General features: G+C 66.1%; 11 protein-coding genes. 7 read left to right on the forward strand and 4 right to left on the reverse strand.

The window, feature by feature from the left end; genetic code table 11:
- Positions 1 to 121 precede the first annotated feature (121 nt).
- Together pilH and CEK68_RS14140 are read right to left on the reverse strand one after the other, a co-directional pair.
- The gene (gene pilH, locus CEK68_RS14135) at positions 122 to 499 is read right to left on the reverse strand and encodes a twitching motility response regulator PilH (RefSeq protein ID WP_010340114.1); all 378 of its coding nucleotides are present in this window, start codon (positions 497 to 499) and stop codon (positions 122 to 124) included.
- A gap of 82 nt (positions 500 to 581) precedes the next feature.
- Positions 582 to 1586, reverse strand: a complete 1005-nt coding sequence (locus CEK68_RS14140; protein ID WP_152239752.1) for an acryloyl-CoA reductase — start codon at positions 1584 to 1586, stop codon at positions 582 to 584.
- A gap of 142 nt (positions 1587 to 1728) precedes the next feature.
- On the opposite strand from CEK68_RS14140, the gene hflK reads away from it, so the two are divergent.
- The 6 genes from hflK (at position 1729) to CEK68_RS14170 (ending at position 9776) form a co-directional block, all read left to right on the forward strand.
- Positions 1729 to 2871, forward strand: coding sequence for an FtsH protease activity modulator HflK (hflK, locus tag CEK68_RS14145; RefSeq protein WP_152239753.1), 1143 nt, complete (start codon positions 1729 to 1731; stop codon positions 2869 to 2871).
- Positions 2868 to 3734 carry a protease modulator HflC gene (locus tag CEK68_RS14150; RefSeq protein ID WP_026144397.1) on the forward strand — a complete coding sequence of 289 codons (867 nt, stop codon included), beginning with the start codon at positions 2868 to 2870 and terminating at the stop codon, positions 3732 to 3734. The genes hflK and CEK68_RS14150 overlap by 4 nt, the downstream gene beginning before the upstream one ends.
- A 233-nt stretch (positions 3735 to 3967) precedes the next feature.
- Positions 3968 to 4153 (forward strand): DUF2065 family protein, encoded by a 186-nt coding sequence (locus tag CEK68_RS14155; protein WP_152239754.1) that lies wholly within the window; start codon positions 3968 to 3970, stop codon positions 4151 to 4153.
- Positions 4154 to 4418: 265 nt separating this feature from the next.
- Complete coding sequence (locus tag CEK68_RS14160) at positions 4419 to 5711, forward strand: adenylosuccinate synthase (RefSeq protein ID WP_026144396.1); 1293 nt, start codon at positions 4419 to 4421, stop codon at positions 5709 to 5711.
- Positions 5712 to 6021: 310 nt separating this feature from the next.
- On the forward strand, positions 6022 to 7257 hold the full coding sequence (locus CEK68_RS14165; protein WP_152239755.1) for a hypothetical protein: 1236 nt from the start codon (positions 6022 to 6024) through the stop codon (positions 7255 to 7257).
- A gap of 368 nt (positions 7258 to 7625) precedes the next feature.
- On the forward strand, positions 7626 to 9776 hold the full coding sequence (locus CEK68_RS14170; RefSeq protein ID WP_152239756.1) for a GGDEF domain-containing protein: 2151 nt from the start codon (positions 7626 to 7628) through the stop codon (positions 9774 to 9776).
- Between the two features lie 339 nt (positions 9777 to 10115).
- Here CEK68_RS14170 and CEK68_RS14175 read toward each other — a convergent pair whose 3' ends face one another.
- Both CEK68_RS14175 and CEK68_RS14180 read right to left on the reverse strand, forming a co-directional pair.
- Complete coding sequence (locus CEK68_RS14175; protein WP_152239757.1) at positions 10116 to 11699, reverse strand: pre-peptidase C-terminal domain-containing protein; 1584 nt, start codon at positions 11697 to 11699, stop codon at positions 10116 to 10118.
- Between the two features lie 114 nt (positions 11700 to 11813).
- Positions 11814 to 12353, reverse strand: a complete 540-nt coding sequence (locus CEK68_RS14180; RefSeq protein WP_193314206.1) for a hypothetical protein — start codon at positions 12351 to 12353, stop codon at positions 11814 to 11816.
- Positions 12354 to 12578: 225 nt separating this feature from the next.
- Here CEK68_RS14180 and CEK68_RS14185 point away from each other — a divergent pair, with 225 nt between their 5' ends.
- On the forward strand, positions 12579 to 13469 hold the full coding sequence (locus tag CEK68_RS14185) for a restriction endonuclease (protein ID WP_152239759.1): 891 nt from the start codon (positions 12579 to 12581) through the stop codon (positions 13467 to 13469).
- Positions 13470 to 13710: the final 241 nt, after the last annotated feature.

Here is a 13710-nt window from a genome sequence, read left to right on the forward strand (position 1 = left end):
TGCATGACAGTTGACTCCTACAAGGGGCGCCGATTGCAATGCGGCCTTACGCGACGCGCTCAAACGCCGCCCGGAAACCCGACCTTACGAATCCCCACTCCCCAATCCCGATTCCCGGCTTCTACGGCGCATCCTCGCCACTGAACACACGCTCGATCACCTCGTACAGCTCGTCCTCGGAGAACGGCTTGGTGATGTAGGCGCGGGCGCCCTGGCGCATGCCCCACATGCGGTCGGTATCCTGGTCCTTGGTGGTGACCAGGATCACCGGGATGTTCTGCGTGGTCGGCTCGCGGCGCAGGGTACGGGTGGCCTGGAAGCCGTTGAGGTTCGGCATCACCACGTCCATCAGCACCAGGTCCGGCAAGGCCGCCTTGGCCGCTTCGACGCCGGCGGCGCCGTCGGTGGCGGTGATCGTTTCGTGCCCCAGTTTTTCGACGATGCGCTGGATGCCCAGCAACTGCGACGGTGAGTCGTCGACGATCAGAATGCGTGCCATGTGGTTCCCCCTAGGAGGCCCCGAGTGTAGTGGCAGCGGCGCGAGGGCGGAAAGCGTTGCGTGTCACAAAGCGCCGGCGTGGCTACGCGCTCGGATCCAGCCGCACCACGGTGCGCCCGAACGACTGCCCGGCCAGCATCGTCGCGAACACCTCCGGCAGGCCGGCCAGGTCCACTTCGCGGGTGCAGATGGTCTCCAGGTGGCGCGGCTTCCAGTCGCTGCCCAGGTGCTGCCAGATGCGGTCGCGCAGGTCGCGGGCGGTGCCGGCCGAGCCGATGCCCAGCAGCGACACCCCGCGCAGGATGAAGGGCATCACCGTCATGTCCAGCTCCGCGGTCGCGGCCAGGCCGGCACTGGCGACATTGCCGTACGGTGCCGTCTGCGCCAGCAGGCTGGTCAGCATCGCCCCGCCCACGTTGTCCAGGCCGCCGCCGAAGCGCACCGATTCCAGCGGCCGGCTGGTCTGCAGGGCCTCGCGGCCGAGCACCTGGGTGGCGCCCCAGGCCTTGAGCTGCTCGGCGCGGTCTGCCTTGCCGCTGACCGCATGCACCTCGAAGCCGGCGCGGCTGAAGATGTCGACCGCCAGCGAGCCGACCCCGCCGGTGGCGCCGGTCACGCACAGCGGGCCGAGCGCCGGGGTCTGGCGGTTGTCGAGCAGGCGCAGCAGCGCCAGCGCCGCGGTGAAGCCGGCGGTGCCCAGCACCATGCTCTCGCGCAGGCTCAGCCCGGCCGGCAGCGGCACCACCCACTTGGACTCCAGGCGCACGTAGTCGCTGTAGCCGCCGTCGCGGGTCTCGCTGAGGCCGCAGCCGGTGACCAGCACCGCGTCGCCTTCCTTGAACGCCGGGTCGCGGGAGGCGACCACGTGCCCGGCCACGTCGATGCCGCCGACCAGCGGGAAGCGGCGCAGGATCTTGCCCTGGCCGGTGCCGGCCAGCGCGTCCTTGAAGTTCACCGACGACCAGGCGGCGCGGATCACCACCTCGCCGTCGCTGAGCTGGTCCAGCGACAGCGGGGCGAGGCCGGCGTGGTAGCCGCTGGCGTCCTGGTGGATGCGGAAGGCGGAGAACTGGGCGGGAACGGACATGGAACACCTTGGTCGGCACGCAGGAATGCACCAAGATACCCTTTCGAAACGGCGGGTCTGCCCCATCTTGTAGAATCGGCGACTCATTATCCGGTGACCGGCGCGTGACCGACGCGGCGCCACCTTCCTTCTTGGAGCATGCATGGCCTGGAACACACCTGGCGGCAAGGGCGGAGACGGCCCCGACAATCACGGGCGCGGTCCCTGGCCGCCGCGTGGCGGCAATGGGGGAGGCAGGTGGGGCGGGTTGCCGGGTCCGTTGAAGGACCTGTTCGGCGATGGCGGCGGCATCGGCCGCTGGGTCCTGGGTGCGGTGGTGCTGGTGCTGCTGTTCAGCAGCTTCCAGTTGATCGGCGAGCAGCAGCGCGGCGTGGTGCTGCGCTTCGGCCAGTTCTCGCGGATCCTGCAGCCGGGCCCGAACTTCAAGCTGCCGTGGCCGATCGAGACCGTGCGCAAGGTCGATGCCACCCGCATCAAGACCTTCGACAGCCAGCTGCCGGTGCTGACCGGCGACGAGAACATCGTCAACGTCTCGCTCAACGTGCAGTACCGGGTCGAGGACCCGCGCACCTACGTGTTCGGCGCGCGCAACGCCGACCTGGTGCTGGAGCAGGCCGCGCAGAGCGCGGTGCGCGAACAGATCGGCCGCTCGGATCTCAATACGGTGCTCAACAACCGCGGGCCGATGGCCGTGGCCGCGCGCGAGCGCCTGCAGGCCGCGCTGAAGGCCTATCACACCGGCCTGATCGTGACCGGCCTGACCCTGCCCGACGCGCGTCCGCCGGAGGAAGTCAAATCGGCCTTCGACGAGGTCAACGGCGCCCAGCAGGTCAAGGAGCGGCTGATCAACGAGGCCCAGGCCTACGCCGCCAAGGTGGTGCCGGAGGCGCGCGGCCAGGCCGCACGCACCCGTACCGTCGCCGAAGGCTACAAGGAAGCGGCGATCGCCCGCGCGCAGGGCGACGCCGAGCGCTTCACCCTGCTGCAGCAGCAGTACCAGAACGCGCCGGAGGTCACCCGCAAGCGGCTGTGGCTGGAGACGATCCAGCAGGTGCTGGCGGAGAACCGCAAGGTCATCGGCGGCGACGGCCGCCAGCTGATCTACGTGCCGATGCCGGCCGACAGCAAGGCGCCGGCCGCGGCGACGCCGCCGGCGGCGACCACGTCGCTGCCGACGGTGCCGCAGGACGTGTTGATGCCGGCGTTGAGCAGCAGTTCGGCCGAGAGTGTCCGCAACCCGGAGCGCACGCCGCGCCCGACCGGCCGTGAGGAGATCCAGCGATGAAACTGTCATTGTGGGCGGGCATTGCCGTCGTCGCGCTGTTTGCGCTGCTCAGCTCGGTGTTCGTGGTGCCCGAGGACAAGGCGGCGATGGTGCTGAACCTGGGCCGCGTGGTGCGTGCCGATCTCAAGCCGGGCCTGCACTTCAAGGTGCCGCTGGTCGAGTCGGTACGTATGTTCGACCGCCGTTTCCAGGTGATCGACACCAACCCGGCGCGCTACTTCACCGCCGAGCAGAAGGACGTCAGCGTCAGCTTCTTCGCCATCGGCTACATCTCCGACGTGCGCGCCTTCTACCGTGCCACCACCGGCGGCGACGAGAAGGTGGCCAACAGCCTGCTGGCGCCGATCATCACCGACTCGCTGCGCAACCAGATCAACTCGCGCACCCTGCAGCAGCTGGTGTCCGGCGACCGCAGCGAACTGATCGCCAAGCAGCTGGTGGCGATCAACGCGGCCAGCAAGACCCTGGGCATGCAGATCGTCGACCTGCGCATCAAGCAGATCGACCTGCCGACCGACAGCCAGGTGATCACCGACGTGTACGAACGCATGCGCGCGCAGCGCAAGCAGGAAGCGGCCAAGCTGCGCGCCGAAGGCGAGGAGCAGGCACTGACCATCCGCGCCCAGGCCGACCGCGAGAGCACGGTGCTGGTCGCCGAGGCCGAGCGCGACGCGCAGAAGCTGCGCGGCGAAGGCGATGCCGAGGCCGCCAGCGTGTACGGCAAGGCCGGCTCCGCCGACCCGTCGTTCTACGCCTTCTACCGTAGCCTGGAGGCCTACCGCGGCGCCATGGCCGACGGCAACGGCGTGATCGTGCTCGACAAGAACGATCCGTTCCTGCAATACCTCAAGAGCGATCGCTGAGGGCGGGATTGGGGAGTCGGGATTGGGGATTCGCAAAGGCGGGTCCCCGGTCTCTGACGACGTACAGGATGGCCGGTTGCAGACGCCGGTACCCGGCGCAGGAAGCCTTTGTGGGAGCGACTTCAGTCGCGACGGGTTTCACCGGGAAGGCTTGCGCCACTTCAGCCGCTCCTGAACGATCAAGCCGCTTCAGCGTCGACGCGGCCCGCCCATCCCCGCTTGCCGAGACCCCCATGCACGATCTGATCGCCGCGGTGTGCCTGGTCGTCGTCTTCGAAGGTCTGATCCTGTTGGTCGCGCCGGAGGCCTGGAAGCGGATGGTGCAGCAGATGCTGGCCATGCCGGTCACGCAGTTGCGGATCGCTGGCGGCGTAGCCCTGGCGGTGGGATTGATGGCCTTGCTGTGGGTTCGCGCCTGACCGCATCCCGATCGTGCCCGATGGGCAGGTCGCTGAACGCGGCAGGGGAAGGGGTGGTGACCGCCACCCAAAACCCGGATAATGCACAAAAGCCGGCCGGGCCCGCTCCACGCGAGCGTCTCGACCGGCTTTTTCCGTGTATGGGTCCTGCCGCCGCCTGGACGCTCCCCGATGGAGCGGCCGCACCGGTGTCGGCCGGTCCCCGCACGGCCACCACATCCGCGTGGCCCCGACGGTCGCGCAGCAAACCAGGAGTTACCCAGCCATGGGTCAGTCAGTTGTCGTGCTCGGCGCCCAGTGGGGCGATGAAGGCAAAGGCAAGATCGTCGATCTGCTCACCGAGGAAATCGGTGCCGTCGTGCGTTTCCAGGGCGGCCACAATGCCGGCCACACCCTCGTCATCAACGGCAAGAAGACCGTCCTGCACCTGATCCCGTCCGGCATCCTGCGCGACGATGCGCTGTGCCTGATCGGCAACGGCGTGGTGATCTCCCCGGCCGCGCTGCGCAAGGAGATCGAGGAGCTGGAGACCTCCGGCGTGGAAGTGCGGTCGCGCCTGAAGATCTCGCCGGCCGCGCCGCTGATCATGCCGTACCACATCGCCTTGGATCAGGCCCGCGAGAAGGCCGCCGGCGGCAAGGCCATCGGCACCACCGGCCGCGGCATCGGCCCGGCCTACGAAGACAAGGTGGCGCGCCGCGGCATCCGCGTCGCCGACCTGCATTACCCGCCGCAGCTGGAAGAGCTGCTGCGCACCGCGCTGGACTACCACAACTTCGTGCTGACCAAGTACCTGGGCGTGGAAGCGGTCGACTTCCAGAAGACCTTCGACGAAGCGCTGGCCTTCGGCGAGTACGTGCAGCCGATGAAGTCCGACGTCGCCGGCATCCTTCACGACCTGCGCAAGCAGGGCAAGCGCGTGCTGTTCGAAGGCGCGCAGGGTGCGCTGCTGGACATCGACCACGGCACCTATCCCTACGTCACCAGTTCCAACACCACTGTCGGCGGCGCACTGGCCGGCACCGGCGTGGGCGCGCAGGACATCGACTACGTGCTGGGCATCGCCAAGGCCTACGCCACCCGCGTCGGCGGCGGCCCGTTCCCGACCGAACTGGACGACGAGATCGGCCAGGGCATCCGCGACCGCGGCGCCGAGTACGGCGCTTCCACCGGCCGTCCGCGCCGCTGCGGCTGGATGGACATCGTCGCGCTCAAGCGCGCGGTGGCCATCAACGGCATCTCCGGCCTGTGCATCACCAAGCTCGACGTGCTGGACGGCATGGAGAAGCTGAAGGTGTGCATCGCCTACGAATACCGCGGCAAGCGCACCGAATACGCGCCGCTGGACGCGCAGGGCTGGGAAGAGTGCACCCCGGTGTACCTGGAGTTCCCGGGCTGGAGCGAGAACACCCACGGCATCACCGTGTGGGACGAACTGCCGCCCGCCGCCCGCGCCTACCTGCGTGCGCTGGAGGAACTGGCCGGCTGCCCGATCTCGATCGTCTCCACCGGTCCGGACCGCGAACACACCATGGTGCTGCAGGATCCGTTCGCCTGAGGCGGGCAGCACGCGACTCCTTCTCCCGCATGCGGGAGAAGGAAGTGCCGAGTCTCCAGAAAGCCCCGCGACAGCGGGGCTTTTTATTTCGCGCCGCACACTGATACGCGTAATGCGGTGCGCCGTGCATGCACGTGGGAGGGACAGCTGACCGAGCAGCGTGCGCGCGCTTTCTGGGTGCTCGATGCAATCGGAGTTGCCGGAGTGCCGTTGCGGACTCTGCAGTCCGCGTCCATCTGCGGCTGCCGCAAAGCTGCGCTAGCATTCCGCGCGGCGCCCGCATGCCGCCACTCGACAAGGACGACCGCCGATGTTCGCTGCACTGTTCGACACGCTGTTCCGCCGCACGCCCAGCCCCGACGCCTTCGCCAGGCTGTACACCGACGCCCTGCGCGCGCGGGGCTATCGCGAGGATCTGGTTTATCAGCCCGACGCGTTCCGACTGGTCGGCGGCAATGGCTACACCATCTATCTGCACAACGCCTATCAGGCCTACAGGGCCGCGACGCGCAAAGGCCGCGCCGAGGCATTGCGCGCCTATGTGACGTCCTCGCTCAACGCGCAGGAAGAGAGTGGCCGGGAAAAGACATTCGACGAGGTGCGCGCGACGCTGATGCCGGTGATCCGCAATCGCGGCATGTTCGAGGAGCTGCGGCTGGAGCACCTGCTGGAGAAAGGCCTCGATGCGCCATTCCCATATGCATGGCGCGACATCGCCGAGGATTGCGTCGAGCTGCTGGCGCTGGATCTGCCCGACACGATCTCCACGCTATTCCAGGGGCCGCGCGCGGCATGGGGGATCACCCTGGACGAAGGCCTGGCGATCGCCCGCGACAATCTGCGTGACGCGACCGCCGACCATTTCGTCGAAGTCGCACCGGGCGTATTCCGCGGCGCGTGGCAGGATGCCTACGACACCAGCCGCGCCTTGCTGCCCGACGTGCTGTATCGCGTTCCGGTGGCAGGCAATCCGCTGTTCATGCTGCCGGCGCGCGACTGCCTGCTGGTGGTGGGCGACCGGGACGCCGCCGCCATCGGCGCGATGCTGGAACTGAGCGTGGAAGCGGCCGCGCAGGGCCGCAACGTCTCCGCGCTGGTGTTCACCTACGACGAGGCGCGCCGCATGGTGCCGTTCGCGCTGGCGTCGCCCGAGCATCGCCAGCGCCAGGCGGACCTGCGCCGGCTGCTGGACGCGCCTGCCTATGCCGATCAGAAGGCGGCGCTGGACAAGCTCCACGACGCGACCGAGCAGGACATCTTCGTCGCATCGTTCAGCGTCTACCAGGAGCGCGACGACGGCGCGCGGCAGTTTTCGCTCTGCACCTGGACCAAGGGCGTCGATACGTTGTTGCCCAGAGCCGACCGGATCGCCCTGGTCGTCCCGCGCGACGACGCCGAGGAGGAAGCGGTCGTCCTGGTGTCCTGGGACGAGGCTGTTGCCGCGTTCGGCGACCTGATGGAGCCGCAGCCGCCGTTGTATCCGCCGCGGTACCGCGTGCGTGCGTTTCCCGATGACGCGCAGCTCAGGCAGCTGACGCCGCTGTGATGGGACTTGGGGGGGGGGGCGGAGTTGGGGGATGCATGGATGTGCTGCGTGCTCGGACCCTCACCCCAACCCCTCTCCCGGTGGGAGATGGGCTGATCGCGGTGCGCCCTGGCGCAGGCGCGTGCAGGCGTAGCGTGAGTAACGTGGCCTCTTGCATGGGATAGAGCTCAAGAAATCGCCCGTGTGGCCGATAGCCTTGCACGGGTCGGCGTTGTTGCACGCTGGCAACGGCGTGCGTGGGACCAGAGTGCGACGATATCCGCCGCATTCACGGATCCGGCGTGTGCCGCGGCATCTTGGGGAGAACGGCAGTGCGCAGTCGCTTGATCTTGCAGTCGCTCAGGATGCTGCTGTGCGGGAGTGTGCTGGTGTCGTCCGCGGTGGCGCACGCGGCCGCGATGCAGCGGTGCGCACCGGCGCAGGCGGTGCCGGCCTGCGTGGCGGCGGTGCGTGCCGCAGACCCGGCGGCCGCGCTGCAGATGGGCATGCCGGCCTGGGACGCCGCGGCCGACAAGCAAGGCTCGATCGCGCTCGGCCTGGAACTGGTCGATGCGGCCGCCGCCGCGGGCCAGCCGAACAGGGTGGTCTCCATCGGCTCGGCGCTGCTCGCCCAGCCGTTGTCGCCGCAACAGCGGGTGCGCCTGTTCACGCAACTCAATGCCGAGATCTGGCGGCCGCGCGACGCGCTCCGCATCGCGCAGCTCGAAGGCGAGATGCGGCGGCTGGAAACGGAGCTGCCGCACGACCCGCACATCGCCGAGCTGTGGCGACTGCTGGCCCGCTCCTACTACAAGATGGGTGCGCAGGACGACGCCTTGCGGGTCGCCCGCATCGCATTGTCCAGAGTACGTCGGCATCCGGATCCGGTGGAGTACAAGGCCAACCAGACCGTGTTCCTGGTGTCGGCTCAGCAGGGGCGCATGCCCGATGCCATCGCCGCCCTGCTCGAGGCGGAGCGTGTGGTCAAGGCGCTGGGCAAGCCCGATGACGTCTCCATGCTGCACAACGCCACCGGCGTGTTCATCTATGCCCACGAATGGAAAAAGGCGATCGCCTACGGCCAGCGTGCGCTCGCTGCCTACGATGCGATGCCGTACAAGGACCTGACGCGCGCGGACATACTCAACAACCTGGGCACGGCCTATCAGGGCGCAAACGAACTGCAACGCGCCGAAGCGATCTACCGGCAGGCGTTGGCGGCGGGACGTGCCGATGGCAAGACGTCGCTGATCGGATTGCTGAACAACCTGGGCAACGTACTCGCGCTGCAGCATCGTCCGCGCGAGGCGTTGCCCTTCTTGCGCGAAGCGGCCGCGATGCTGGAGGGGGCGGCGCCAGGTGGCGACCATGGCGAGGGAGGCATCGTCTATTCCACGCTCGGCAACGTGCTGGCCGATCTCGGCCAACGCGACGCCGCGGCCGCCGCGTTCGAGCGCGCGCGGCAGATGTTCACGCAATGGGACAACGTCCCCCGGCGGCTGGAACTGTACCCGCGCATGATCGACAACCTCGACGCACTCGGCCGCGACCGCGAGGCGCTTGCCCTCATGCGCGAGTACAAGGCGGTCAACGACAAGGCGGTGAACGTCGAATCCAAGACCCGGATCGCCGAGCTCGAATCGGCGGTGGACCTGGCGCGCAAGAACAGCGAACTTGCCGCACTTGCCCGCACCCGTGCCGCCGAACAGACGGCGTATGCGCAACTGCAGGCGCGCGCGCAGCGCCAGCGCAGCGTGCTCTACGGTCTACTCGCCGCACTGCTGGCGCTGGCCGGCTTTTTCCTGTTCAAGGTGCGCGAAGGCCGTGCGCGTCGGCGCATCAACGCGGAACTGGCGCGCAAGAACGAGGAGATCCAGGCGCAGCACCGCGAACTGGAACAGCTCGCCGCCACTATCCGTCGCCAGAGCGAGGAAGACGCCCTCACCGGCCTGCGCAATCGCCGCTACGTCACCGCCTGGCTGCAGGCGCGCGAGGCTGCAGCGACGCCCGAGCGCACGCAGGAACCGCTGCTGATCGCCCTGCTGGACATCGACCACTTCAAACGCGTCAACGACCTGCACGGTCACGAAGGCGGCGACCACGCCCTGATACGACTGGGCGATCTGCTGCGCGAGTGTGCACGCAGCTCGGACATCATCGCCCGCTGGGGTGGGGAAGAGTTCCTGTGGATCTGCCCCGGTGGCACTCTGGCCGACGCTACGCGCCTGTTCCGCCGCCTGCGCGAACGCCTGCAGGCCGACCCCCTGGTGCGCCCGACCGGCCGCATCGCCCTCACCGTGTCGATGGGCGTGAGCCTGTTTCCCGCCCACCCCGGTGGCGACTGGCCGCTGAGCCTGCGCATTGCCGACGCCGCCCTGTACCGCGCCAAGCATGCCGGCCGCGATCGTTGGGTGGGGCTGACGTTGGACGGTGTGGCCACAGATCTCGGCGCCGATGTGTCGCTGGAGACACTGGAGGCGGAAGGCCGGCTGCGGCAGACGGGGGGCGGAGGAGATGGAGTGGTGTTTGTGGTGGGGTAGGGGGCGGCGTGATTCGCAACGTGCAGCCGGGCGCAGATCCTGTTGTCGTGGGCCTGCCTGCTACCGGCCAAGGAGACGTGGCCTGCTTCTGCTCGATCTCAAGCCGGCCGCGTGTTCTGAAGATGCACTGGCTAATGGAGTTCGATAAGGACGTTGCTACTGCAGCAGTAGCTTGTAAGCACTTGGCCGCGCTTCTTCATACAATCTTGTATGGCTCCGTTTCGTGGTGCGCGGACCTTCGGCATCGGTGTGTGCGTCACGCAGGGAAGAGGATGCAGTCTCGTGGTAATAAGTGGAGAAGGCCCATTGTGCCTTCTCCTTTTGATGAGAAAGGACGCTCTATTTGGTTACTCTGGCTTGCAGTGAAACGCGGGTGTACGCCGATTCTCCTCTCAGCCTGATGTAGTAGGTGCCAGCGACAGGCGCAGCGAGGTTCAGTGTCTCGTTGTTGCCAGGACGTGTAGAAAACATGTCATGGTCCGTGACAGTGGGGATCTTTCCGCGCTTCATGTAGAGCGACACATTGCCAGTGCCGCCGTAGCTCAATACACGCAAGTTGCTTGTGCCGGTCGGAACTTCCACGCGGAACAAGCTGTCGCTGCCCGCTGCGCCTTCCAAGCCGGTCAGTGGTACGGCTGGTTCAAGCGTGGTAATTCCCTCCGCCACACTTTGGAAGATCTCTCCAAGAAGATCTGCGTAAACCTCAGAGGTGGCGTTTGGCGCATAGAAGTACAAGCCTCCGGTTTCTTGTGCAATCCGCGAGAATACGTCGCGGGAGGACGGGGTTGCCGCAATGGACTCGTTGCTATTTCCGTTTGCAGCCCGAGTTCGTCCGGTCGCGCTGGCCACGCAATCACCCGACAGCAACACATGTACACGTGTTCCATTGGCGCGGGCTTGGGCAATCAAGCCATCGACGTCGCCGGAGTGCGGCGAAGCATCCGTAGCCAGAATCACTGATCCTTCGGAGTCCTCATCCTCTCCGAGACGCGAAAGCGCAAGGGAGACCGCACCCAACGAGTCTTCTGGGCAGTCGTCTCCACCGCTCGCGGTGAGTCCTTGCACGGCATTGATCACGGCGGCAGTATCTTCGGTATTGGGGAGCCGTAGCGTCGGCGCATCCTTGAAGCTGATCAACTCATACGACGTGGCGCGCTGTTGCTCACCGCTATTGTTGTTCTCCACAAAGCTGGCGAGCGCCGACTTAACGCCACTGAGTTGCGTGTCCATGGACCCCGTATCGTCGATCGCCAGTTCTACGCGATTTGGCGGCCATGTGGTCACCAGGGTGTTGACTCGGACTTCATCGCCGCAACTGCCGGTGTGGACGGACTCCAGGGTGGTGCGGTTGGCAGAATTGCGTGCACCGCCGGCCAAGCGCAGGATGCTGAAATTCACCTGCGCCTTGCTGTCCAGGGCATTGTCGATGACGAGCGTGCCGTTGCGTACGCCCGCCACTGGGTCGCGGGAGACGGTGGAGGCCATAAAGCCACTGACTTCCGCGGTCTGGGCCGAAAACGGGCAAGTCACGGTGGTGCTGGCCTCGCCATTGATGCTGGTTCCACCGGAGATGCGCACTGCGGGAGTGCCGAATCCCCAAAAGATTCCCGCTGGGCTGGCGTCCTTCCCTGACGCGGCTTGTGCGCGGCTCAATCGTGTCAGCTCGCCTGTACGCGTATTGAGCTGGTAGACCGTATCAGGGTCGAGCTGATGCAGGTATCGCAGGCCGAGCTTGTTGAGAAGGAGCTGAAGTTCAGGTCGCTCTCGCACTAACTGATCGGAAAATTGAGTTGCCTTGTCCAGGAGCGCTGGCTCGGGAAACGTCTTGGACTCGACATTCGTCCCGTGGGATGGCACTGGCATGGCGAAACCTGCTATGAGCAGGGCGCCAATAGGAAATAATGGACGCATTCTCGATGTCACGATTACGTCTCCTTGTATGGCTACAACGCGGCGATAGCATCGGGTTCATGGCCCGTGCTCACTGCCCAGGATGGGCAATCCTTGTGTTTGGTGTTGACAGGGCGTGGCGAACGGCTAGCGCGCTCGACCTCTAAAGCGGCTGCGTCCATAGCTCATGCTGCCGCTTGAGATCATGAAGCCGTCTTCTGAATCGAGCAGGTAGCGGTCGCGGACGTCGTATTGCATGAGTCCCACGATGCAGCCGAGCGCACGATCCAGCGCCTCCATCAGTGCAAGATGCTGCTGCATCACTTCTGGTATCTGCCCCTTCGAAGCGAGCAGCGTCTGAAAGCGCTGCGGATCGCTCATGGTGACCACGACCTCGGAGAGCGTCTCCTGAAGAGTGGAAAGGTCTGTGACAGCACGTTGATGCAATGGGTGATCGCTACTCGGTAGCGCAGCAGATGACGCAGCTGCGACTTCCCTGGCAACGTCGGCCAATGAGGATCCCCAGTCTGGTGTGCCTACGGAACGCGCCAGCCTCTCCACCGTCCGCCGCAGCCGATCCACCGTTTCTTCTTGCAGTCCGCGGTCCATCGCATCCTCGCAATACATGGGTTGAATTGAGTCAGTAGGCGTAAAGGCCAGCCACTGAGGCGAAGCTTGCCGGATCATAGCGCTAGAGGCGCCTGTGCGGTGCCCGACTGCAACACGAAGCTGCAAAGTTAAGGATCTTGTCGCATATCTGTGTCCGGATCCTCGGGACATGAGGGTGCAGCAGACGCTTCCGCTTCGACAGCACACGTGTACGGCGAAGCCTGGCTGGAAGTTCGAGCGATGCGAAGGCAGCTATCATTGCACCTGCGCCCCGCGCCAATACACCGCAGACATGGAGAGCCGATGGCCAACATCACCAAGCGCCGCAAAGGCGAGCTGATCCGCATGCTGTTCCAGATCCTCAAGGCGCAGCCGGAGGGGATGCGGGCCAGCGATGTGCTGGAGGTGCTGGCGAAGCAGGTCACGATGACCGAGTACGAGGCAGGGGACTACCAGACCGGCGGCCGCCGTTTCGAGAAGATCGTGCGCTTCAGCACCGTAGCGCCGGTGAAGGCCGGTTGGCTGGTCAAGGACAAGGGCATCTGGACCCTGACGCCCGACGGCGAGGCCGCCTTGCAGACCTACCCCGACCCCGAGCAGTTCACCCGCGCGGTCGGCCAGCTCTACCGCAAATGGAAGAGCGCCCAGCCGGACCCCGTCGAGGACGAGGAAGGAGAGGAAGAACTCGGCGAAGGTTCGGCCACCATCACCCTGGAAGAAGCCGAGGAGATGGCCTGGACCGAGATCGAGGCGTATCTGGCGGCGATGCCGCCTTACGATTTCCAGGAACTGGTCGGCTCGCTGCTGAAGGCGATGGGCTACCACGTCGCCTGGATCGCCCCGCCCGGCAAGGACGGCGGCACCGACATCATCGCCTACAACGACCCGCTCGGCACTCGGCCGCCGCGCATCAAAGTGCAGGTCAAGCGCAACGCCAACTCTCCGCGCATCGACGTGATGGGTCTGCGCAGCTTCATGGCCGTCCTCGGCGAGGGCGACGTGGGTCTGTTCGTAGCTCTGTCCGGCTTCACCAAGGATGCGGACTACGAGGCGCGGCAGTCGCATCGGCGGATCAGCCTGATCGATGCGCGCAAGCTGCTTGGGTTGTGGACGGAGCACTATGCGCAGCTCGACGACGTCGCACGGGCGCGTCTGCCGCTCAAGCCTGTTTGGTTCCTGGCTGGGGATGAGTAAGGACGGATTTCGTACTTGGTCTTTTTTCGCTGGGAGCGCCTGTTGTGCTGGGCGGCTAGCTGTGATCTCTCAGTAGGTTGTTCATCCGGGGCATCTCTGGAAGATGGGGGTTACCAAGCCAACCCAGCCCCCAGGAGCCCCGGATGAACCTGCATAAACATGCCCGTTTGAGCCCTCGCGGTCGAGCCCTGCTGGTGGATCGCATCCTTGTTCATGGACATGTCCCTTATACACATCTGAA

It is taken from the genome of Xanthomonas sp. LMG 12461 (genome assembly GCF_009192935.1).
GTDB classification, from domain to species: domain Bacteria; phylum Pseudomonadota; class Gammaproteobacteria; order Xanthomonadales; family Xanthomonadaceae; genus Xanthomonas_A; species Xanthomonas_A sontii.

What these genes read in the sequence shown, in the direction of transcription:
- CEK68_RS14165 (WP_152239755.1), top strand. Translation starts at nt 6,022, where the DNA reads ATGTTCGCTGCACTGTTCGACACGCTGTTCCGCCGCACGCCCAGCCCC.
- CEK68_RS14155 (WP_152239754.1), top strand. Translation starts at nt 3,968, where the DNA reads ATGCACGATCTGATCGCCGCGGTGTGCCTGGTCGTCGTCTTCGAAGGT.
- pilH (WP_010340114.1), bottom strand. Translation starts at nt 499, where the DNA reads ATGGCACGCATTCTGATCGTCGACGACTCACCGTCGCAGTTGCTGGGC.
- CEK68_RS14185 (WP_152239759.1), top strand. Translation starts at nt 12,579, where the DNA reads ATGGCCAACATCACCAAGCGCCGCAAAGGCGAGCTGATCCGCATGCTG.
- CEK68_RS14160 (WP_026144396.1), top strand. Translation starts at nt 4,419, where the DNA reads ATGGGTCAGTCAGTTGTCGTGCTCGGCGCCCAGTGGGGCGATGAAGGC.
- CEK68_RS14180 (WP_193314206.1), bottom strand. Translation starts at nt 12,353, where the DNA reads ATGATCCGGCAAGCTTCGCCTCAGTGGCTGGCCTTTACGCCTACTGAC.
- hflK (WP_152239753.1), top strand. Translation starts at nt 1,729, where the DNA reads ATGGCCTGGAACACACCTGGCGGCAAGGGCGGAGACGGCCCCGACAAT.
- CEK68_RS14140 (WP_152239752.1), bottom strand. Translation starts at nt 1,586, where the DNA reads ATGTCCGTTCCCGCCCAGTTCTCCGCCTTCCGCATCCACCAGGACGCC.
- CEK68_RS14150 (WP_026144397.1), top strand. Translation starts at nt 2,868, where the DNA reads ATGAAACTGTCATTGTGGGCGGGCATTGCCGTCGTCGCGCTGTTTGCG.